Origin of the sequence: Streptomyces sp. NPDC048514, assembly GCF_043199955.1 — a bacterium.
Classification (GTDB): domain Bacteria; phylum Actinomycetota; class Actinomycetes; order Streptomycetales; family Streptomycetaceae; genus Streptomyces.
Genome location: NZ_JBICWT010000013.1, coordinates 216,878 through 237,608, shown reverse-complemented (window position 1 = coordinate 237,608; position 20,731 = coordinate 216,878). Strand labels below are relative to the sequence as shown.

At 72.0% G+C, this 20,731-nt stretch carries 16 protein-coding genes and 1 pseudogene; 11 read left to right on the top strand and 6 right to left on the bottom strand.

Features of this window, described 5'->3' with window-relative positions:
* Window positions 1-38: 38 nt before the first annotated feature.
* On the bottom strand, window positions 39-1,703 hold the full coding sequence (hutU, locus tag ACGFT2_RS28365) for a urocanate hydratase (RefSeq protein ID WP_393283348.1): 1,665 nt from the start codon (window positions 1,701-1,703) through the stop codon (window positions 39-41).
* Between the two features lie 143 nt (window positions 1,704-1,846).
* Here hutU and ACGFT2_RS28360 point away from each other — a divergent pair, with 143 nt between their 5' ends.
* The 5 genes from ACGFT2_RS28360 to ACGFT2_RS28340 all read left to right on the top strand — a co-directional run bounded on the left by ACGFT2_RS28360 (window position 1,847) and on the right by ACGFT2_RS28340 (window position 5,530).
* Window positions 1,847-3,220: a diaminopimelate decarboxylase gene (locus ACGFT2_RS28360; RefSeq protein ID WP_393283344.1), complete on the top strand. Its 1,374-nt coding sequence runs from the start codon at window positions 1,847-1,849 to the stop codon at window positions 3,218-3,220.
* Between the two features lie 178 nt (window positions 3,221-3,398).
* The gene (locus ACGFT2_RS28355) at window positions 3,399-3,788 is read left to right on the top strand and encodes a hypothetical protein (protein WP_393283342.1); all 390 of its coding nucleotides are present in this window, start codon (window positions 3,399-3,401) and stop codon (window positions 3,786-3,788) included.
* Window positions 3,785-4,591 (top strand): transcriptional regulator, encoded by an 807-nt coding sequence (locus tag ACGFT2_RS28350; protein WP_393283339.1) that lies wholly within the window; start codon window positions 3,785-3,787, stop codon window positions 4,589-4,591. Before ACGFT2_RS28355 ends, ACGFT2_RS28350 begins: the two co-directional genes overlap by 4 nt.
* Window positions 4,592-4,622: 31 nt before the next feature.
* Window positions 4,623-5,135, top strand: a complete 513-nt coding sequence (locus tag ACGFT2_RS28345) for a roadblock/LC7 domain-containing protein (protein ID WP_393283336.1) — start codon at window positions 4,623-4,625, stop codon at window positions 5,133-5,135.
* Window positions 5,136-5,155: 20 nt separating this feature from the next.
* The gene (locus tag ACGFT2_RS28340) at window positions 5,156-5,530 is read left to right on the top strand and encodes a hypothetical protein (RefSeq protein ID WP_362155197.1); all 375 of its coding nucleotides are present in this window, start codon (window positions 5,156-5,158) and stop codon (window positions 5,528-5,530) included.
* Here the strand turns inward: ACGFT2_RS28340 and ACGFT2_RS28335 are convergent.
* From ACGFT2_RS28335 to ACGFT2_RS28325, 3 genes are all read right to left on the bottom strand, one after another.
* The gene (locus tag ACGFT2_RS28335; RefSeq protein WP_393283333.1) at window positions 5,527-6,111 is read right to left on the bottom strand and encodes a hypothetical protein; all 585 of its coding nucleotides are present in this window, start codon (window positions 6,109-6,111) and stop codon (window positions 5,527-5,529) included. The genes ACGFT2_RS28340 and ACGFT2_RS28335 overlap by 4 nt on opposite strands.
* 90 nt (window positions 6,112-6,201) lie before the next feature.
* A complete protein-coding gene (locus tag ACGFT2_RS28330) occupies window positions 6,202-7,086 on the bottom strand; it encodes a MurR/RpiR family transcriptional regulator (RefSeq protein WP_393283330.1) in 885 nt (294 codons plus the stop codon).
* Window positions 7,083-8,591, bottom strand: a complete 1,509-nt coding sequence (locus tag ACGFT2_RS28325) for an aromatic amino acid ammonia-lyase (protein ID WP_393283327.1) — start codon at window positions 8,589-8,591, stop codon at window positions 7,083-7,085. Before ACGFT2_RS28325 ends, ACGFT2_RS28330 begins: the two co-directional genes overlap by 4 nt.
* A gap of 141 nt (window positions 8,592-8,732) precedes the next feature.
* On the opposite strand from ACGFT2_RS28325, the pseudogene ACGFT2_RS28320 reads away from it, so the two are divergent.
* From ACGFT2_RS28320 to ACGFT2_RS28310, 3 genes and pseudogenes are all read left to right on the top strand, one after another.
* Window positions 8,733-8,951, top strand: a pseudogene (locus ACGFT2_RS28320) (ATP-binding cassette domain-containing protein); the annotation flags it as partial.
* Between the two features lie 33 nt (window positions 8,952-8,984).
* Window positions 8,985-10,400, top strand: a complete 1,416-nt coding sequence (locus tag ACGFT2_RS28315; protein ID WP_393283324.1) for a purine-cytosine permease family protein — start codon at window positions 8,985-8,987, stop codon at window positions 10,398-10,400.
* A gap of 10 nt (window positions 10,401-10,410) precedes the next feature.
* Window positions 10,411-10,860, top strand: a complete 450-nt coding sequence (locus tag ACGFT2_RS28310) for a hypothetical protein (protein ID WP_393283321.1) — start codon at window positions 10,411-10,413, stop codon at window positions 10,858-10,860.
* Between the two features lie 119 nt (window positions 10,861-10,979).
* Here ACGFT2_RS28310 and ACGFT2_RS28305 read toward each other — a convergent pair whose 3' ends face one another.
* Complete coding sequence (locus ACGFT2_RS28305; RefSeq protein WP_393283318.1) at window positions 10,980-11,741, bottom strand: SDR family oxidoreductase; 762 nt, start codon at window positions 11,739-11,741, stop codon at window positions 10,980-10,982.
* Between the two features lie 164 nt (window positions 11,742-11,905).
* On the opposite strand from ACGFT2_RS28305, the gene ACGFT2_RS28300 reads away from it, so the two are divergent.
* Entirely contained in the window at window positions 11,906-12,754 is an 849-nt protein-coding gene (locus ACGFT2_RS28300) for a helix-turn-helix transcriptional regulator (RefSeq protein WP_393283315.1), read from the top strand.
* A 127-nt stretch (window positions 12,755-12,881) separates the two neighbouring features.
* Here ACGFT2_RS28300 and glmS read toward each other — a convergent pair whose 3' ends face one another.
* Window positions 12,882-14,729, bottom strand: a complete 1,848-nt coding sequence (gene glmS / locus ACGFT2_RS28295) for a glutamine--fructose-6-phosphate transaminase (isomerizing) (protein WP_393283312.1) — start codon at window positions 14,727-14,729, stop codon at window positions 12,882-12,884.
* Window positions 14,730-15,282: 553 nt separating this feature from the next.
* Here glmS and ACGFT2_RS28290 point away from each other — a divergent pair.
* Window positions 15,283-20,229 carry an RICIN domain-containing protein gene (locus ACGFT2_RS28290; protein WP_393283310.1) on the top strand — a complete coding sequence of 1,649 codons (4,947 nt, stop codon included), beginning with the start codon at window positions 15,283-15,285 and terminating at the stop codon, window positions 20,227-20,229.
* A gap of 28 nt (window positions 20,230-20,257) precedes the next feature.
* Window positions 20,258-20,611, top strand: coding sequence for a hypothetical protein (locus ACGFT2_RS28285; protein WP_393283308.1), 354 nt, complete (start codon window positions 20,258-20,260; stop codon window positions 20,609-20,611).
* The last annotated feature ends 120 nt before the right edge of the window (window positions 20,612-20,731 follow it).

The following is a 20,731-nucleotide window of genomic DNA, read 5'->3' as shown; positions in this document are numbered from 1 at the left end:
CCCCGCCGCGCGGTCGCCGGGCCCGCCCCGAAGGTCGCTCACGCCTCGTCACCCTCGCGCATCGGCACCCTGACCCCGCGCTCGGCCGCCACCGACTCCGCGATGTCGTACCCCGCGTCCACGTGCCGGATGACGCCCATGCCGGGGTCGTTGGTCAGCACGCGGCGGATCTTCTCGCCGCCCAGCTTCGTGCCGTCGGCCACCGTCACCTGACCGGCGTGCAGGGACCGTCCCATGCCCACACCGCCACCGTGGTGGATGGAGACCCAGGACGCGCCCGAGGCCACGTTCACCATGGCGTTGAGCAGCGGCCAGTCGGCGATCGCGTCGGAGCCGTCGAGCATGGCCTCCGTCTCGCGGTACGGGGAGGCCACGGAGCCGCAGTCCAGGTGGTCGCGGCCGATGGCGAGCGGTGCGGCCAGTTCACCGGAGGCGACCATGTCGTTGAAGCGCTCGCCGGCCTTGTCGCGCTCGCCGTAGCCCAGCCAGCAGATGCGCGCGGGCAGACCCTGGAAGTGGACGCGCTCGCCGGCCAGCTTGATCCAGCGGGCCAGGGACTCGTTCTCCGGGAACAGCTCCAGGAGCGCCTTGTCGGTCTTGGCGATGTCGGCGGGGTCGCCGGACAGTGCGGCCCAGCGGAAGGGGCCCTTGCCCTCGCAGAAGAGCGGGCGGATGTAGGCGGGGACGAAGCCGGGGAAGGCGAACGCGCGGTCGTATCCGGCCAGCCGGGCCTCGCCGCGGATCGAGTTGCCGTAGTCGAAGACCTCGGCGCCGGCGTCCTGGAAGCCGACCATGGCCTCCACGTGCTTGGCCATGGACTCACGCGCGCGGGTGGTGAAACCGGCCGGGTCCTTGGCGGCGGCGTCGCCCATGTCCTCGAAGGCGATGCCGACGGGCAGGTAGGCCAGTGGGTCGTGGGCCGAGGTCTGGTCGGTGACGATGTCGATCGGCGCGTCCATCGCGAGCAGCTGCGGGACCAGCTCGGCGGCGTTGCCGAGGACGCCGATGGACAGCGGCCTGCGCTGGTCGCGGGCCTCGACGGCCAGTCGCAGCGCGTGGTCGAGCGAGTCGGCCCGGACGTCCAGGTAGCGGTGCTCGATGCGGCGCTCGATGGCACGCGGGTCGCAGTCGATGCAGAGCGCGACGCCGTCGTTCATGGTGACGGCGAGGGGCTGGGCGCCGCCCATGCCGCCGAGGCCGGCGGTGAGCGTGATCGTCCCCGCCAGGGTGCCGCCGAACTTCTTCGCGGCGACGGCGGCGAAGGTCTCGTAGGTGCCCTGGAGGATGCCCTGGGTGCCGATGTAGATCCAGGAGCCGGCGGTCATCTGGCCGTACATGGTCAGGCCGAGGGACTCGAGACGGCGGAACTCCTCCCAGTTGGCCCAGTCGCCGACGAGGTTGGAGTTGGCGATGAGGACGCGCGGCGCCCACTCGTGGGTCTGCATCACGCCGACCGGGCGCCCGGACTGGACCAGCATGGTCTCGTCCTGCTTGAGGGTCCGCAGCGTGCGCACCATCGCGTCGAAGGAACGCCAGTCACGCGCGGCCTTGCCGGTGCCGCCGTAGACGACGAGCTTGTCGGGGTGCTCGGCGACCTCGGGGTCGAGGTTGTTCTGCAGCATCCGCAGGGCGGCTTCCTGCTGCCATCCCAGGGTGCTCAGTTCCGTGCCGCGCGGTGCTCGTACGGGGCGGGGTCCCGACATCGTCTGCCTCCTCCTGTTACTGCCTCTATTCACATCCTGGCCATCTGAATAGAACTAGTCAATACATCGGCGGGACCCCGTCCGCGCGCGGCGGATGTTTGGCTGGGAAGGACGACCGGTAGCCGAGACAGGACGGGGAAGCCGTGGAGCACGACATCGACACTGAGGCCCGGAAGCGCGCAGGGCGGCGGGACGAAGCGGTGCGGGCGGCGGTCGAGCGGGGACTGCTGGGGCCGGAGGCGGCCGTGGTGGGCCTGCTGGACGTCACCGGCATCCGGGAGTCGGCGGCGGCCCTGCGGGCGGCGTTCGACGCGGTCACCGCGCCCGGGACGCCGGTCCTGCACGCGTTCGCGGTCAAGGCCGCTCCGCTGGTGCCGGTGCTGCGGCTGCTGCACGAGGCGGGCATCGGCGCGGAGGTGGCGAGCCCCGGGGAGCTGGCACTGGCCCGGGCGGCCGGGATGCCGGCCGCCCGGACGGTGCTGGACTCCCCCGCCAAGACGCCGGCGGAGCTGCGCGAGGCGCTCGCGCTCGGCGTCGCCGTGAACGCCGACAACCCGCAGGAGCTGGCCCGGCTGGACGCCGCGGTCCGGTCCGCGCCCGGCCGGTCCCCGCTCGGCATCCGGATCAATCCGCAGGTCGGCGGCGGCAGCATCGGCGCGACCTCCACGGCGACCCGGACGTCGAAGTTCGGGGTGGCGCTGCGCGACGAGGGCGCGCGCGAGTGGGTCGTGGGGGCGTATCTGGAGCGGCCGTGGCTGACCCGGCTGCACGCGCACACCGGCTCGCAGGGCATTCCGCCGGCGCTGCTGGCGCGGGGCGTGGCGGAGACGTACGCGCTGGCCGAGGAGATCAACGCGCGGGCCGGGCGGCGGCAGATCGACACGCTCGACATCGGCGGCGGGCTGCCGGTGAACTTCGACTCCGAGGCGACGGCGCCCACGTACGCGCGGTTCGCGCGGCTGCTGGCACGGGAGGTCCCGGGGCTCTTCGACGGGCGGTACGGGCTGGTGACCGAGTTCGGGCGGTCACTGCTGGCCAAGCACGGGACGCTGGTGGCTCGGGTGGAGTACACCAAGAGCGCGGGCGGCCGGCGGATCGCGGTGACCCACGCGGGCGTGCAGGTGGCGACGCGCACGGTGTACGCGCCGCAGGCGTGGCCGTTGCGGATCACCGCGTACGACGCCAAGGGGTGCCCCAAGACGGGACCGGACGTGGTGCAGGACGTGGCCGGACCGGCCTGCTTCTCGGGCGACCTGCTGGCCGAGGGCCGCGCACTGCCGCCGCTGGAGCAGGGCGACTACGCGGCGGCGCTCGACACGGGGGCGTACTACTTCGCCCACCACTACTCCTACAACTCCCTCCCCCGGCCCGGCGTCTACGGCTTCGCACCGGACGGCGCGGGCGGCATCACCTTCGCGACCGCACGGGAACCCCAGACGATCACGGACATCGTGGGGGAGGCCGGAGGGGCGCACACCCCGGCACTCGCCGCCCTGGGTGCGCCCGAGCAGCCCTGACCCCACTCGCCCAGCCTCCGGCGAAGGGGTCAACTGGCGCGAAACACACGCCAGTTGCCCAACCCTAGTACCCCGAACGCATGTTCCGCCGGAAAATGCCAAAGGCCTCACCCATCACGCACACGTTGCGTAGTGTCTCTGTCACTCAGCCGGAGACCCAGGCGGGAGGGGAGCCACGGTGCCCGGAATCGACGAGTGCCTGCTGGAAGCCATGCGATTGCCCGGTGCCCGGGGAGCCGCGCTGGTGGACTGGACGAGCGGACTGGCGCTCGGCACGGTCGGGGAGGCCCCCGGCGGTGATCACGAGACGACCGCCGCCGAGGCCGCCGAGCTGGCCCGGATGGCCGCCGAGCACGGTGCCTTCACCGCCGGCGGCGCCCCGGACGGCCGGCCTCCGGTGGAGGACGTGATCGTCAGCAACCACGACAGCTACCACCTGCTGCGGTTCGTGGACACGTCCTTCGACAGCAGCGTGTTCCTGCACCTGTGGATCGGGCGTGAAGAGGGCAACCTCGCGCTCGCCCGAATACGGCTGGGCGAGATGGCCGCGCGGCTGGTGCTCGGATGACCGTGGTCCGGACGCCCCCGCCGCCGCTGCCGGTGCGCGACAAGGCGGTGCTGCGCGCCCTGTCACCGATGCTGACCCGGCTCGCCGAGGAGCAGGCCACCGGCGTCCTGCTGCGCGAACACGGCACCCTGTACCTCGCCGAGGGCCGGGTGGTGCACGCCGAGAGCCCCCTGGCCCCCGGCCTCGACGTGCTCCTCACCGCCCACGGCACCCTCGCCGGCGCCGCCTGGCAGTGGGCCGCCGCCCGCGCCACGGGCTCGCTGCAGGCCGCCGAACTGCTGCTGGACTCGGGGCTGCTGCCCGCGGGCGCGCTGGAGTTGTGCCACCTGGACGCGCTGTACGACGCCGGGTACTTCGCGCTGGCGCCGAGCAGCACACCCGGCCGGTTCCGCTACGACAACACGCCCCGGCTCGGCCCGCTGCCCTCGGTCCCGGTCGTCGCGCTGGAGCGCGAGACGCTGCGCCGCCGCCTGCTGCTGCACCGGCTGTGGCGCGACCCGGCCGCCGACAGCGCGCCGCTGATCCGCGCGGACCCGGCGAGGGCCGCGCCGGTCACGCCCCGGCAGCGGGCGGTCCTGGACCGGGTGGACGGCGTCCGCACGGCCGTCGAGATCGCCCGGAACCTGGGCCGGCAGGCCTTCCACACCCTCGTCGACGTGCGCCGGCTCGCGGCGGCCGGCCATGTGACCCCGGTGACGGCGACACCCCCGCTCACCGAGCCCGTCCCGCCGCCCCCACCCCCGGTCACCGACCCCGACATCGCGCTGCTGAAGAGGCTCAGGGATGCGCTGGAGGCGCTTTGAACGGCAACCGCCCGCCGAGAGGAGAGAGCTGATGGTGTCCGAGGAGGACCGGCAGTCCGTCCTGGACGAGCTGCACCGGCTGCGCAACCGGGTGCCCCAGCTCACCGGCGCCCTCGCGGCCGGTGTCGACGGTCTCGTCGTCGCCCACGACACCCCCGGGGTCGACCCGGACGGCCTGTCGGCGCTGACCGCCGCCGCGCTGGGCGTCGCGGTACGCGTCGCCGACGCCACCGGGCACGGCGGCTTCCGCGAACTGCTGGTGCGCGGCGAGCGCGGCTACATCGCCACCTACGCGGCCGGCCGGACCGCCGTACTGACCCTGCTCGCCCAGGACCGGGTCAACGTCGGCCGGCTGCACCTGGAGGGCCGCCGGGCCGGCGCCCGCGTCGGGGAACTGCTCGACGCCGCCGAGGCCGCAGCCCGGGCCGCCCGTCCCGCCGGGAGAGCGCTGGGCGCCGTCAGCGGCGCACCGCCGACCCGTACCCGCCCGACCCGTACGACCCGCACCGCGAGCGCCGAAGCGCGTACCGCGACCGACAGTTGAACGATCCGAGAGGACTCACCATGGCGAACACCGAGACCGCACTGAAAGAGGCGCTCACCTCCATCGAGGGTGCCACCGGCGTCGCGCTCGTCGACTACACCAGCGGAATGGCGCTGGGCACGATGGGCGGCAGCAAGACCTTCGACCTGAACGTGGCGGCCGCCGGCAACACCGACGTGATCCGCGCCAAGATGCGCACGATGGAGATGCTGGGCCTCAAGGGCGGCATCGAGGACATCCTCATCACCCTCTCGGACCAGTACCACCTGATCCGCCTGCTCAACAGCCGCGGCGGCAACGGCCTGTTCCTCTACCTGGTCCTCGACGCGAGCCGGGCCAACCTGGCGATGGCCCGGCACCAGCTGAAGAAGATCGAGGAGGAACTCGAGGTCTAGACGAGGGCGGCGGTACGGCGGCGGGCCCCGCCCGGGGCCGCGTCGCCGGCCGCGATGCCCGTGCCGCGCAGGGCCTTCACGGCCTTGCCCGCCGGCCGCCCGCCGCGTCCGTCGAGCCAGTCGACGCGCACCCACAGCAAGGTCTCCCCGGCCCGCTCGAGCCGGCCGAGCCACGCGGCCTTCAGCCGGAGCCCGGTACCGAGCCCGGCGAGCAGCATGCCGCCGGCCGCGGGCACCGCCACGGAGGAGCCGAGCGCGGCCAGGAAGGCCGCCAGCAGCCACCAGCGGTGTCCCCGGCGCCAGTTGCGCACGGTCACCGCCCGGTCCTGCAGGATGTCGTATCTTCCCGCGCGGGTGGCCCCGCGGGCGAGGGCGGTGTACCGGCCGCGGCGCGCCGGCGCCACCACCGCCGTGCCGGCGAGGAACAGCGCGGCGCCGGCCAGCAGGCCGATCCGGCGCCCGGTCACCCCGGGCACCAGGCCACCGATCCCCGCCGCGAACACCCCGAGCCACCACATCGGCGCGGCCCCCGCCCGTACGACGACGGCCACCCGGGCCAGTCCCTGTCCTCCGCGCGCCACGTCAGCCTCCCGTGTCACGTTCTCGCGCACTGTCCGTCTGCGCAGGGAGGCTAGCGGCCGAACGTGAGACGAGTCTGAGAGCGCGGCGCATCACTCCACGAACAGCCCGCGGGCGGCGGCGTTCGCGTCGAACTCCTCCAGCCTGGCCTGTGCCTGCGGCAGGTCGTCGCAGAGCGCCTCCAGCAGCACCCGGCCGAGCAGCATCGGCGCGCACGCGGTGTCGAAGGCGAGCCCGGTGCCGACGGCGGCGGGCAGCAGGAGGTCGGAGTGCCTGGCGACCGGCGCGAAGGCGGAGTCGGCGACCGTGACGACGGTCAGGCCCGCCTCCTTGGCGTAGGCGAGGGTGTCGACGACCTCGCGCGGATGCCGGGGCAGGGCGAAGCAGAGCAGGGCCGTGGCGCCCGCGCGGACGGCCGCGTCGATGCGGTCGTGGATCATGGTGCCGCCCTCGTGGAGCAGCCGGACGTCCGGGTGGACCTTGGCGGCGAAGTACGCGAAGCCGTAGGCCTGGGAGGCGGCGGCGCGCAGCCCGAGCACCGGCAGCGGCCGGGAGGCGGCGAGGATCCGGCCGGCCCTCTGCACCGGGCGGGGGTCGGAGAGCAGCTCCGCGAGGTGCTTCAGGTTCTCGATCTCGGCCTCGACGGCCTGCTGGTACTCGTTGTACGAGCCCGCCTCGGCGGCCGGTTCGGCGGGCACGACCTCGCGCAGGTGCTTGCGCAGGGCCGGGTAGCCGTCGAAGCCGAGCGCGACCGCGAACCGGGTCACCGACGGCTGGCTGACCCCGGCCAGCTCGGCCAGCTCCACGCTGGACAGAAAGGGCACGTCGGCGGCCCGGCGCACCATGCTGTGCGCGATGCGGCGCTGGGTCGGCGTGAGCCGGTGCCCCTCGAAGAGCGCCTGCAGCCGGGTGGCCGGGCTGTCCGTCGCCCTGGACGTGCCCCCCGTACTCCTGTCGGTACTCCGGTCGACGCTCATGGCGTGCTCCCCCTCCAGATGTCCGTGAACCGGTCGAGCAGTGCGGCCGCCGCCGTCACGTCGTTCGTGAGCGGCCGGTCGGCCGGGTCGGCGTCGAGGACCGATTCGGCGAGCGTGAACGCCCGGCCGACGGGCAGACCCGGTTCGGGTCGCAGACCGCGCTGGCGCAACGCCCGTACGGCGGCGACGAGTTCGCAGCCGACCACCAGGCGGTACGCACCGCACGCGCGCAGGGTCTGCCGCGCGGCGAGCGAGGCGAAGCTCGCCTGTTCCTCGACGCCCCGGGAGAGTACAGCGTGGCCGAGCGAGGCGGGGGCGGAGAAGGCACGCAGATCGCCCAGGGCCGCTCCGGCCGCGTACTCCAGGATCATCACGCCGGAGGAGGCCGGCTCGTGGTCGGCGAGGAAGGGGCGCAGGCGGGTGCAGGCGGGCTCGTTGAGCGTGGACAGGCGGGATGTCGACAGCCGGGCCACCTGGGTCACCGCCAGCCTGAAGTGGTCCAGGGCGAGCGCGAGCTGGGCCTGGTAGAAGCCGCCGTGGTGGTAGGCGGCCAGGTCCTCGGGGGCGATCAGCGGGTTCTCCGCCGCCGCGTTGATCTCCACGGCCAGGACCTGTTCCAGGGCGTCGGCGGCGTCCTGCGCGGGCCCGTGGATCTGGGGCAGGCAGCGGAAGCCGTACGGGTCCTGGAGCCGGCCCAGCGGCGGTGTCGGCCGGTCGGCGGCGCCGATCAGCTCCCGCATCCGGCGCGCCACCTCGGTGCTCCCCCGGTGCGGGCGGGCGGCGTGCACGGGGGCGGCGTAGGCCTCGTGGGAGCCGTCGACGGCGAGCAGGGACAGCGCCCCGACGACCTGGGTGGCGCCGATCAGCCCGCGCAGTTCGTGCAGGGCGAGCGCGGCCTGGCCGAGGGTGAGGGCGTTGCTGCTGATCAGGGCCAGGGCGTCGTTGTTGTCGAGGGGCTGCGGCGCGGGGGCGCCGGCGCCCCGCCACGGGTGTTCCCCGGCCAGTGCCAGTCCGGCCTGGGCGAGGGCCGCGATGTCGCCGGTACCGACGGAGCCGAACTCGTTGACGACCGGGTACGCGCCCGTCTCCAGCGCCTCGCACAGGGCGGTGACCACGCTGGGCCGCAGCCCGGCGCCGCCGGCCAGCAGCTGGTTGGCCCGGACGGCGAGCATGGCGCGCACCTGCCGCGCCGGGAGTTCCTCGCCTATGGCGCCGGCGTGGCTGCGCAGCAGGCGCAGGCCGTGTCCTGCGGCCGCCTCGGTGGGCACGTCCTCGTTCCGGTTCGCGCCGACTCCGGTGGAGCGGCCGTAGACGCGGCCGGTGGCGGCGATCCGCCGGGCGGCGTTCCAGGACTCCTCGGCCCGCTTGGCCGCTTCGGCGTCGGGGAGTGGCACGGCGGTGCCGTCGGCGAGCCGTACGACGTCCTCGACGCCGAGACCGGCGCCGTCGAGGACGACCGTCGCGGCCCGCACGGACTCCGGCGCGTCCATCATGCGAGACGACATCAAGCCCAAACTCCCCTCAACCCTGACATCAGGTCTTGCCCCGCGGTCATCGATTGCCCCGGATCAGCACCGGACCATTGACAACCTATTCAGACACCAAGAACTCTGCATGACGTTATACAGCCGGGCAAGGGACATCTCATGATCCAGTTCGATGCGGTCCACAAGCGCTTCCCCAACGGCACCACGGCAGTCCACGACCTCCACCTGGAGATCCCGGAGGGCGGCGTCACCGTCCTGGCGGGATCCTCCGGTTGCGGCAAGACGACCACTCTGCGGATGATCAACCGCATGGTCGAACCGACCTCCGGCACGATCCGCGTCGGCGCCCTGACGAAGGGGGACGTGGACGTGGCGGACGCGTACGCGAGGCAGCACGGGCTGGTGAAGTAGATGAGCGGCCTGGTGGAACTGCGCTCGATCGACGTCGTCCCCGACGAGGAACGGCACGGCACGGCCGTCAGCCAGTTCACCCTGTGGCTCGGGGCGAACCTGCAGATCACGGCCGTCGTCACCGGCGCTCTCGCGGTCGTCTTCGGCGGTGACGTGGTGTGGTCGGTGACCGGCCTGCTGCTCGGCAACCTGCTCGGCGGGGCGGTGATGGCCCTGCACTCGGCCCAGGGCCCCAAGCTCGGCCTGCCGCAGATGATCCAGTCGCGGGCCCAGTTCGGGGTGCGCGGAGCGGTCGTACCGCTGCTGCTGGTCGTCGTGATGTACGTCGGCTTCTTCGCCTCCGGCAGCGTGCTGGCCGGGCAGGCGGTGGGCGAGCTGACGCACACGGACGACACGACCGGGATCGTGGTCTTCGCCGCCGTCACGGCGGTCACGGCGGCCGTCGGCTACCGGGTCATCCACGCACTGGGCCGCGTCGCGAGCACCGTCTGCGCGGTCGCCTTCGTCTACCTGGGCATACGCCTGCTGGACCGCGCCGACGTCACCGCCCTGGTGCACGACGCCCACTTCTCGCTGCCGATGTTCCTGCTGGCCACGTCATTGTCGGCGTCCTGGCAGCTGGCGTTCGGGCCCTACGTCGCCGACTACTCGCGCTATCTGCCGCGCACCACGTCCGCGAAGGCCACCTTCTGGTGGACCCTGTCCGGCTCGGCGCTCGGCTCGCAGTGGTCGATGACCTTCGGCGTGCTGGTCGCGGCCACGGCGGGCGAGAAGTTCCTGGCGAGCCAGGTCGGCTATGTCGTCGGGCTCGGCGGCACCGGCCTGGTGGCGTCCCTGTTCTACTTCGTCATCGCCCTCGGCAAGCTCACCATCAACGTCCTCAACACCTACGGCGGCTTCATGTCGATGGTGACGAGCGTGAGCGGCTTCCGCGGACAGCGGCGGCTGTCCCGGGCGGGACGGGCCGCGTACATCGCGCTGGTCATGGTCGCGGGCACGGCCGTCGCCCTGCTGGGCAAGGACAGCTTCCTGGCGTCCTTCAAGGACTTCCTGCTGTTCCTGCTGACGTTCTTCACGCCCTGGTCGGCGATCAACCTGGTCGACTACTACCTGATCTCCAGGGAGCGGTACGACATCCCCGCCCTGTCCGACCCGCGCGGCCGCTACGGCGCGTGGCGCTGGGACGCGCTCGGGGTCTACGCGCTGGGCCTGCTCGCCCAGCTGCCGTTCCTCGCCACGGGCTTCTACACCGGCCCGCTGGTGGACCCGCTGGGCGGCGCGGACGTCTCCTGGATCGTCGGGCTGGCCGTATCCGCGCTGTCGTACTGGCTGGTCGCCCGGCGGAACGCGGTGCTCCATCCCGAGGACGCGAACAGGGGGGCTGTCCCCAGTGCGGAGGGGATGAACGCTCCCTAGGGTGGACCGCATGAGCGCATCGGACCCGCGAGACGTCGGGCTGAAACAGGACATGGACCTGCGCAAGGACCTCGACGCCACCGTACGGACCCGCAGGGAGCTGGGCGAGGAGTACGACTCCGCGCTGGTGGACTCGTTCCTGGAGAGGGTCGAGCAGCGGATCGACGACGTCACGGACCGCCGGGTACGGCGGCACCTGGCCGAGCAGCAGATGGCGGCGGCCCGTGGGAGCAGGCGGCCCAAGGACATCGACTCCTGGGCCGAACGCTACGGCTTCGCGCTGATCACGCTGGTCCTGGCGATCCCGCTGTCCGCGATCGCCGGCGCCCTCGCCGGGATCACCGGCATCGTGGCCGGCTGGGTCGGCATCGTCGGCGTCAACGCGGTCCAGGCGGTACGGCTCAACCCGGAGCTCCTCGCCGGCCGCCGCGCCCGCGACCGGTCCGGCCAGGACGACTGACCGGGACACCGATCCCGGGCACCCGCCGTGACCACCGGCGCGACCGGTCGACAGGCCGGGCGATCGGCCGGACCGGCGGCCGTCGTCGGCATCCCCGGCTCCGGCCGGCGACCGCCGGGTCACGCCTGCCGGGTCGGCTGCACGATGATCTGACGGAGGTTGACGTGCCGGGGCAGGCCGGCCGCGTAGGCGACGACGTCGGCGACATCCGTGGCCGTGAGGGCGCCGATCGCGTCGAACATGCCGTCCAGCTGCTCCGTCAGCTCCGCGCTGTCGACGTGCGTCCGCAGCTCGGTCTCCGTCAGTCCCGGCTCGATGTTCGTGACGCGCACGTCCTGCGGCCCGAACTCCGTGCGCAGCGACTGCGACAGATAGGTGACGGCCGCCTTGGTCGCCCCGTACACCGCGTAGTCGGGGAAGGGGATGTGGGCGCCGATGCTCGAGACGTTCACCAGGTCGGCGGTGCGGCCCCCGGCGCCGGCGGCCACCAGGTCGGCGGTGAAGGCCCGGATGACGCGCAGCACCCCGGCGACGTTGGTGTCGAGCATCCGCCGCCATTCGTCGAGCCGTCCCGCGGCGATCGGGTTCGGCAGCATGACACCGGCGTTGTTGACGACGAGGTCGACGGCCCCGAAGGTCTCGTGCACCAGGTCCCGGGCCGCCTCGACGGAGGCGTCGTCGGTGACGTCGGCGGCCACCGCGAGCGCCTCGCCGCCGCCGGCCCGGATCTTCTCCGCCAGCCCCCGCAGCCGGTCCGCCCGCCGGGCGAGCAGCGCCACCCGGGCGCCCTCGGCGGCGAGCCGCACGGCGACGGCCTCGCCGATGCCGCTGGCGGCCCCGGTGACGACGGCGGTACGGCCGGACAGGTTCTCGTACGACATGGCTGTCCCCTCTGGTCCCTCTGGTTGGTTCGGTGCCCCGCCGGGCGGCTCCCCGGCGGCCGGACACCAGCTTCACCGCGGCCGGCGGCCGTACCCAGGGGTGCACTTTTCCTGGGTCTGCCAGTACCAGGAAAGCGCTCCGCCGCTGCCCTACGATCGAGAGCATGAACGGGGAATGGCAACAGGGAGAGGTGGGCGACTTCCTGCGCTCGCGGCGTGCCCGCATCCAGCCCGAGGAGGTGGGGCTGCCCACGCACGGGCGGCGCCGGGTGCCGGGCCTGCGCCGTGAGGAGGTGGCCCAGCTCGCCGGGGTGAGCGTGGACTACTACATCCGGCTCGAGCAGGGCCGGGGCGCGAGCGTGAGCGACGCCGTCCTGGACGCGATCGCCCGGGTGCTGCGGCTCGACGAGACCGAGCACGCCTACCTGCGGACGGTCGCCCGCCCGGCCCGCCGGCCCCGCAAGGGGCGGCCACCCGCGTCCCGCGTCCGCCCGGGCGTGCGGACCCTGCTGGACGGCATGGCGCACAGCCCGGCGTTCGTGATAGGCCGCCACATGGAGATCCTGGCGTGGAACGCGCTCGGCGACGCGGTGCTCGGCTTCAGCCGCATGGTCCCGGCCGAGCGGAGCATGCCCCGGCACGTCTTCCTCGACCCCGGGGCACGGGACCTCTACCCGGAATGGGCCGCGGTGGCCGCCCAGACGGTGGCCCATCTGCGCCTGAACGCGGGCCGGTACGCCGCCGACGGCGAACTGTGCGCGCTGGTGGGCGAACTGTCTCTGAAGAGCGAGGACTTCCGCCGGCTGTGGGCGGACCACGAGGTCAAGGAGTGCGCGTACGGCGTGAAGAGGCTGCGGCACCCGGTGGCCGGCCTGCTGACTCTGCCGTACGAGACCCTGACGACCCCCGCGGACCCGGACCAGACGATCGTGGTCTACACGCCCGAGCCGGGCTCGGAGACCGCCGAGCGCCTCGTCCTGCTGGGCAGTTGGGAGTCGAGCACCGCCCGCTGAGAGCGGTGCCCGGCCACCGGGAGCGCGGGCCCACCCACGGACAGCGGATGCCCGGCCACCGGGAGCGCGGGCCCACCCACGGACAGCGGATGCCCGGCCACCGGGAGCGGGGGGCCGGCCGTCCGTCTCACTCCACCGTCACGGACTTCGCCAGGTTGCGCGGCTGGTCCACCTCGTTGCCCCGGGCGGTGGCCAGTTCGCACGCGAAGACCTGCAGCGGGACCGTGGCCACCAGCGGCTGCAGCAGCGTCGGCGTCACGGGGATACGGATCAGGTGGTCGGCGTACGGCACCACCGCCTCGTCCCCTTCCTCCGCGATCACGATCGTCCGCGCCCCGCGTGCCCGGATCTCCTGGATGTTGGAGACGATCTTGTCGTGCAGGACGGACCGGCCACGCGGCGACGGGACGACCACCACGACCGGCAGGTCCTCCTCGATCAGCGCGATCGGGCCGTGCTTCAACTCGCCCGCCGCGAAGCCCTCGGCATGCATGTAGGCCAGCTCCTTGAGTTTCAGGGCGCCTTCGAGGGCGACCGGGTAGCCCACGTGCCGGCCGAGGAACAGCACGGTGTTCTTGCCGGCCAGGGTGCGGGCCAGGGCCCGTACCGGCTCCATCGTCTCCAGGACCCGGTCGACCTCCTCCGAGATCCGGGACAGGTCGCGGATCACGTCCTGGATCTCGTCGCCCCACTTGGTGCCCCGGACCTGGCCCAGATACAGGGCCACCAGATAGCAGGCCACCAGCTGGGTCAGGAAGGCCTTCGTGGAGGCGACGGCCACCTCGGGCCCGGCGTGCGTGTACAGCACCGCGTCCGACTCGCGCGGGATCGTCGAGCCGTTGGTGTTGCAGATCGCCAGCACCTTGGAACCCTGCTCGCGGGCGTGCCGCAGCGCCATCAGGGTGTCCATGGTCTCGCCGGACTGGGAGATGGCGATGACGAGGGAACGCCCGTCCAGGATCGGGTCCCGGTAGCGGAACTCGCTCGCCAGCTCCACCTCGCACGGGATGCGCGTCCAGTGCTCGATGGCGTACTTGGCGATCAGGCCGGCGTGGAAGGCCGTACCGCAGGCGACGATGACGACCTTGTCGACCTCGCGCAGCTCGGACGGGCTGATCCGCACCTCGTCCAGGGTCAGCGAGCCGGACGGGTCGATGCGCCCGAGCAGTGTGTCGGCGACCGCCTTGGGCTGCTCGGCGATCTCCTTGAGCATGAAGTAGTCGTGGCCCCCCTTCTCCGCGGCGGAGGCGTCCCAGTCCACGTGGTAGGCGCGGGTCTCCGCCGGCCGGCCGTCGAAACCGGTCACCGTGACGCCGCCGCGGCGCAGCTCCACCACCTGGTCCTGGCCCAGCTCGATCGCGGAGCGCGTGTGGGCGATGAACGCGGCGACGTCGGAGGCCAGGAACGCCTCGCCCTGCCCGACACCCACCACCAGCGGGGAGTTGCGCCGTGCGCCGACGACCACGTCCGGCTCGTCGGCGTGCGCGGCGACCAGCGTGAACGCGCCCTCCAGCCGCCGGCACACCAGCCGCATCGCCTCCGCCAGGCTCCCGGTCACCGAGAACTCCTCGGCCAGCAGGTGCGCGACCACCTCGGTGTCCGTCTCGGAGGTCAGCTCGTGGCCGTGTTCGGCCAGCTCCGCCCGCAGCACGGCGAAGTTCTCGATGATGCCGTTGTGGACCACGGCGACCCGGCCCGCGTTGTCCAGGTGGGGGTGCGCATTCGCGTCCGTGGGGCCTCCGTGCGTGGCCCAGCGCGTGTGGCCGATGCCCGTCGAACCGGTCGGCAGTGGCCCCTCGGCCAGTGCCTTCTCCAGGTTGACCAGCTTTCCGGCCTTCTTCACGGCGGCCAGCCCGCCGTCCGCGAGGACGGCGACACCCGCCGAGTCGTAACCCCGGTACTCCAGTCGCTTCAGCCCGGCCATCACGACCTCGAGCGCCGACTGCGACCCTACGTATCCCACGATTCCGCACATGTGGCGCAGCCTACGGTCCGGAAGCCGCCGGAAACCGGCGCCGCGTGCCCGAAATCGGAAATTACCACCGGGGTATCAACGGTTTCCGCGCACGCCACCCCACCGGCCGGAGAGGGTGAAAAACAGCCAACTTCAATCGGCCATCACACTCACCGTCTCCCTCATGACCACAGGAAGCACACGGAATTTCCTTGTCTGTGCAGGGAAGGTGAGCGACTTCCTCCGGTTCGCGTCGTGACGGGGGCCGCGAGATTTCACGCCAGCCGGTTTCACCGGAGAAACGACCTCTTGTTCGATACCACGTGTACATGCCTAAAGTGGCGCCGCGCGCGGACACGGCCTGACCACTGTGTCATCACGCGCATCGCGACCCGGGGAACGGCGTCGCTCACGGGGAGGGGTCACATCGTCATGCCACCGCGCCGGCCGTCGGCACACGCCAGCCCGGCCGGCCAGGTGTGCTTCTGAGCCGTCCTCAGGACACGGCTCGTCTCCCCTGCCCGCTCTCCGCCGCGCTTCGGCCGACAGCCCCCTGACCGAGAAAGGGATGCTCTTGCATTCCAGACCTTGGTTCCGCCTGCGCGGAACCCGAAGTCCCCGAAAGATCTTCTCCGCCGTCACCTCGGTGACCACGCTGGCCGTGCTGGCCGGTGTGGCCGTCCAGCCCGGCTCGGTGCGGCTGAACGCCGGGCCCGTGAGCGACTCGGACCCGTGGTACGAGGACACGGCCGCCGAGCAACTGCGGCAGGACCAGTGCCTGATGAGCGAGGTGCTGCGGCTGGGCGGCCCGTCGATGGCCGCGGTCGCGCAGAACGGTCTCGACCAGCCGGCGGACAAGCTCCATGTCCTGGCGGACCGGAAGAACTGGGAGCAGACGCCGCTGGCCGGCGCCTACAAGAGCGACCGCGACGCCGCCGGCAAGCAGTTGGACGATCTCGCCGCTCTGCGGGACGGATGGAAGAAGCCCCTCGACGGCCTGGAGACGCCAGGGGGATTCTCCGTCACCGGCTTCCACTGGCCGCCCGGCTCTCCGGGCGACGGCCAGCAGACGTTCTACGAACAGACGGGTCTGACCACCTGGGTCGCCGACCGGTTCTGGAAGAACGACGGCGACTTCTACGAGGACTCCACTCCGCAGGCCGACGCCAAGACCGTCAAGGCCGTCGACGATCTCGGCACCCCGCTGTACGGGCAGGACCCGAAGCCGGACGGCAAGACCCGGGAGGAGTGGAACCGGGCCCTCGACGAGCACGACGCCTTCGAGTGGATGCACACGTCCATCGCCCAGATGGGCGCGGACGACGCGCGGATCTTCCTGTCCGCGGGCGGTTTTCCGCGTACGGCGCCGCAGCCGGGTACGGCTGAGTACCGCGTGGCCGTGGAGGATCTGAAAACGCGATTCGCGTCCTGTGCGTGGCGTGACCCGCTCGACCCGGACGCCGTCCTGAACGACGTCACGTCCACCGCGGCCGGCGAGTGGCAGCAGGAGGTCTCCTCGCAGGCCACCCAGCGCAACCAGATCGTCAACGCGAACAAGGACGCCACCGGGGCCCTGGCCAAGGGCTCGAAGGCCCTGTCCGAGATGCTGGGGCAGTCCTGGGTCGCCGACCACATCACCCGCTGGCAGGACTACTGGTCCGCGGGCGGCCTCGGCTACATCGGTGACGCCCCGCTGGTCATCCAGGTGCCGGGCGCTACGGGCAAATGCCTCGACGTCGCGGGCGCCGGCAAGACCAACGGCACCCCGGTCCAGATCTACACCTGCAACGGCAGCACCGCCCAGAAGTGGCAGCTGTGGGCCTCCTACGACGGCGGCTACACCCTGCGCAACATCAACTCGGGCAAGTGCCTGGAGGTGCTGAACGGGGCCACCGCCGACGGCACGAAGATCCAGATCCGGGACTGCGGCAGCGCCAAGGCCCAGCAGTGGAAGTTCGACGTCCGCAGCGCCGGTCCGCTGCTGAACGCGGCGTCCGGCAAGTGCCTGCACCTGCCGACGTTCGACAACAGCAAGGACGCCGTGCAGTCGACCTGCAACGGCTCCGCCGCGCAGAAGTTCCGCCTCGTCCCGGAGGGTCACACCGGAGACGACAAGCTGGGCTACCCGACCACGGCGCAGTTCACCAAGGCCAAGGCCGGTCTGTCGGCCGCGCAGGCCGCTGCCAAGAGCCAGCTGGCCGTGCTCAAGACGCAGCTGACCGCCGCGCAGAAGGCGGCGACCACGTCGGACACCGCGCTGCAGGCCGCCTACGGCATCGCCGATGCGGCGGGTGCTCCGCGGGGTCGCGGTCTGCTGGTCGGCCTGCAGAAGGACCAGGTCACCAAGGGTGCGGCTGCCGCGCTGACGGCGCTGGAGAAGGCCGGTGAGACCGCCGAGGCCGCGACCCGCGCCTCGGCCGGGGACAGCGCGACGATCGCGCAGCGCGCCCTGGCGCAGGCGGCGCAGTCGAAGGCGGAGTTCCGCAAGAAGGCCGCCGAGGCGGCGGAGTTGCAGGCCAAGGCCGCGGCCGACGCCGCCAAGGTGCACCGCGACAACGCCAAGAAGGACAAGGAGACCGCGGAGGCCAAGCTCACCGTCGCACTGAAGGCCGAGGGCGACGCCAAGGCGGCCGCCGCCGACGCGCACGCCAAGCGGCTCGCGGCGGAGGCCGAGGAGAAGACGGCCAAGGCGGAGAAGGAGAACGCCGCCGCCAAGCGGGCCGAGGCCGCCCAGCACCGCAAGAACGCCGAGTCCGAGGCGACGAAGGCGAAGGACGCCAAGGACAAGGCCGAGGCCGCCGAGAAGACGGCCGGAGACCGGCGCGACGACGCGGTCAAGGCCAAGGACCACGCCAAGGAGATGCGCGACGACGCGTGGGACGCCGAGCAGAAGGCGGACGCGGCCCGCGCCAAGGCCTACGCCAAGGAGGCCTACGCCGACAAGCTGGACTCGGGCGCGGCGGCTGACGCGGCCCGTGCCGCGGCGAACGACGCGGACACGGCGGCCGACAACGCCGAAGCCGCCGCGGGCAGGGCCCGTTCGGAGGCCGACGCGGCGACCAAGGCGGCGGCCGACGCGGATGCCGCGGCCACGCGCGCGGAAGCCGCCGCGAAGCGTGCCCGCTCCGACGCGGACGCCGCGCAGGCGGACAAGCTCAAGGCCGACGCGGCCGTCAAGACGGCCACCAGCGCCGCCGCGGACGCCATCAAGGCGTCCCAGGACGCCGCCGCCGAGGCGAAGGCCGCCGTCAAGCTGGCCGACGAGGCGGAGCAGCACGCCAAGGACGCCAAGACCCAGGCCGACGCGGCGAACAAGGAAGCCGGCAAGGCACTCGCCGCCTCCGCCAAGGCCGCCGGCTACGCCCACGTCACCGCGCAGGCGGCCGTGGACGCGGGCGAAGCGGCCCAGCAGGTCGCCAACCCCGCCAACGACGCCATCCAGCTCGGATCCGCGTACGTGGACACGGACTCCGCCGCCGGCCTGGTGGTACTGACCGGGCAGTCGTCGAAGACGATCGCCGAGCAGCAGCAGGCCGTCGCCGACGCGCACGCCAAGAACGCCGCCGCCGAGGCCGACGCCGCCAAGAACCTCGCCGACCAGGCCAAGGGCGACGCCAAGGAGGCCTACCAGCACGCGGCGAACGCCGCCGAGTACGCCGCCGACGCCCGCACCTACTCCAAGGAGGCCCTCGGCTACTCGGCCGACGCAGCCAAGGCCGCAGCCGCGGCGCAGTCGTCACTGGCCCGCACCATCGAGTACGACAAACAGGCAACCGACGACGCGGCAGCCGCCGACAAGGCGGCCGGCAACGCCGAGGGCTACGCCAAGGACGCCCGCGACTCCGCCGACGCCGCCGAACTCGACGCCGAAGCCGCCCGCTCCGCCGCCAGCCAGGCCGAACAGGACGCCAAGGACGCCCGAGCCGCCGCCACCCGCGCCGACGCCGCGGCGACCGAGGCCGAACAGGCGGCCAAGGACGCCGACAAGTACGCGAAGGAAGCCCAGGAAGCGGCCGACCGGGCGGAACGGGAGGAGGCCAACAAGGACGCATCCCAAGGGTCCGGTACGGGCCTTCCCGGCGTGTTCGCCGTTCCGGACGAGTCCACCGTCGAGATCGTCAGTTCCCGGCAGATCGGCACGTGCCCGGGCATGTCGGAAGCAGCCTTCCGTGGCTGCAACGCGAAGTACGACCTGGTCGTCACGTACGAGGCCGACTTCTACCTGTGCACCGACGACCAGGCCCAGGCCACGGCCGACGGGTGCCCGAAGGCGGCGTGGGAGTTCCTCAAGCGGGCCACGCTAAAGAACATCAAGATCGACGGCTGGACGCACAAGTTCTCCGGCAAGGACATCGTCCGCGCCGGATGGCAGAGCCTCTTCGGTGATGTGGCCGGATCGATCCTGTTCTCGTTCTTCGCCGAAGACCTGATGGACTGCTGGCACGGCGACAAGACCGCCTGCGCCTGGAGCCTCGCCACGTACATTCCGGTCGACGGCGCGCTCACCGAGATCTCACGCGCCGTCAAGGCCCTCGACGCCGCCGCTCGTACCGGCATCGGATTCACGGACGCCTGGAAGGCCCTGCGCACTGCCGGGCTCTCCGAAGAGGCGATCGCAGGAATCGGCGCCAAGGCCATCGAGGCTCTCGGCAAGGCGCGGAAATGGTGCACCGGCAACAGCTTCCCCGGCACCACGCGCGTGCTGATGGCCGACGGCACGACCAGGGAGATCGAGGACATCAGGATCGGCGATGCGGTTCTCGCCACCGATCCCGAAAGTGGCCGCACCGAAACCCACGCCGTCTCCCGCACCATCTACACGCCGGACGACACCGACTTCGCCGACATCACGATCGACGTCGGGCATGCGCGCATCACCGCCACGCAGCACCACCCCTTCTGGTCGCCCAGCGCCCATCGCTGGATAGACGGAGGCGACCTTCGTCCCGGACAGACGCTGCGTACCAGCAGTGGTGCGACCGTCACCGTGCTCCACGTCCACCGCTTCCACGGGCTCCACTCCGCCTACAACCTCACTGTCGACAGCCTCCACACCTACTATGTGCTGGCCGGAACGACACCGGTTCTGGTCCACAACACCAATGGGTGTCCGATCGGAACCATGGTGCTCGGAATCGGCGAGCACTCGGAAGCACTCGCCAAGGAACTCGAGGGGGGCTACACGTTCAACGGCGACGCGTTCGCGGAAGTGGTCGGCAAGGTCAACGGGAAGCCGGTCGCCCTGTGGATGACCGAGGTCTCGAACGTCCTGCGCAACAACGGCAAGGTCGCAGTCAGCCTGAAGGGTTTCGACGGAGACTCACCGGCTGAGCAGTACGCGCTTGCCTACAAGGCGTGGCGCTCCGGCGACTGGGCGGCCACTCAGTGGGAGATGGGTCAGATCGGTCTCCAGATACAGATGGAGAACTTCGAGTGGCGCAATATCACGTTCTACAGCAAAGAGGGCAAAGTTGTGCACATACCCGAGCCGAACTGGGACGCACTGAATGGCGGGTCCTGAGTTGACGCCGGAGACCGCCGGTTCCGAGATGTTCCGATCCGACCGGTACTTCAAGGTCTGGCAGTACACCGTCGGTCATCGCAGGCTGCTCCTCCGCAGTAGCCGGGACAGGCCGCCGGAGACCCGGATCGACATCCACTTCGCCAACGTCGACCTCATGCTTCTCCGTCCCGGCTACGACGGCTTGGTCATCCGCCGGGCCGACGACGAGGAATGCGAGAAGATCGGCCTGGACCACGGGGTGGAAGTCAAGCCCGGGCGTCTGTTCGCGCTGGGTGACGGCCTGAGGAGCTTCGTCGTCTCGGCGCCTCCCCAGTGGCACGAGGATGAGGGCGCGATGGACGATCCGTCATGGTTTGGCCACATGCGGGGAACGCGCTGAAACTGGTCGGGAGGCCTCTTCCTGAAGGGGCCTCCCGACGCGGTCGGGCCGCTCCCCACTTTCCGGCGGACCGTCCCGGTGCCCACCGGCGCCGCCGCCCACGGTTGCCGGCCGTGCCAC

Bases quoted from the DNA above. Each gene is read 5' to 3' on its own strand.
- hutU (WP_393283348.1), bottom strand. From the start codon at position 1,703: ATGTCGGGACCCCGCCCCGTACGAGCACCGCGCGGCACGGAACTGAGC.
- ACGFT2_RS28350 (WP_393283339.1), top strand. From the start codon at position 3,785: ATGACCGTGGTCCGGACGCCCCCGCCGCCGCTGCCGGTGCGCGACAAG.
- ACGFT2_RS28345 (WP_393283336.1), top strand. From the start codon at position 4,623: ATGGTGTCCGAGGAGGACCGGCAGTCCGTCCTGGACGAGCTGCACCGG.
- ACGFT2_RS28340 (WP_362155197.1), top strand. From the start codon at position 5,156: ATGGCGAACACCGAGACCGCACTGAAAGAGGCGCTCACCTCCATCGAG.
- ACGFT2_RS28330 (WP_393283330.1), bottom strand. From the start codon at position 7,086: ATGAGCGTCGACCGGAGTACCGACAGGAGTACGGGGGGCACGTCCAGG.
- ACGFT2_RS28325 (WP_393283327.1), bottom strand. From the start codon at position 8,591: ATGTCGTCTCGCATGATGGACGCGCCGGAGTCCGTGCGGGCCGCGACG.
- ACGFT2_RS28315 (WP_393283324.1), top strand. From the start codon at position 8,985: ATGAGCGGCCTGGTGGAACTGCGCTCGATCGACGTCGTCCCCGACGAG.
- ACGFT2_RS28310 (WP_393283321.1), top strand. From the start codon at position 10,411: ATGAGCGCATCGGACCCGCGAGACGTCGGGCTGAAACAGGACATGGAC.
- ACGFT2_RS28305 (WP_393283318.1), bottom strand. From the start codon at position 11,741: ATGTCGTACGAGAACCTGTCCGGCCGTACCGCCGTCGTCACCGGGGCC.
- ACGFT2_RS28300 (WP_393283315.1), top strand. From the start codon at position 11,906: ATGAACGGGGAATGGCAACAGGGAGAGGTGGGCGACTTCCTGCGCTCG.
- glmS (WP_393283312.1), bottom strand. From the start codon at position 14,729: ATGTGCGGAATCGTGGGATACGTAGGGTCGCAGTCGGCGCTCGAGGTC.
- ACGFT2_RS28285 (WP_393283308.1), top strand. From the start codon at position 20,258: ATGTTCCGATCCGACCGGTACTTCAAGGTCTGGCAGTACACCGTCGGT.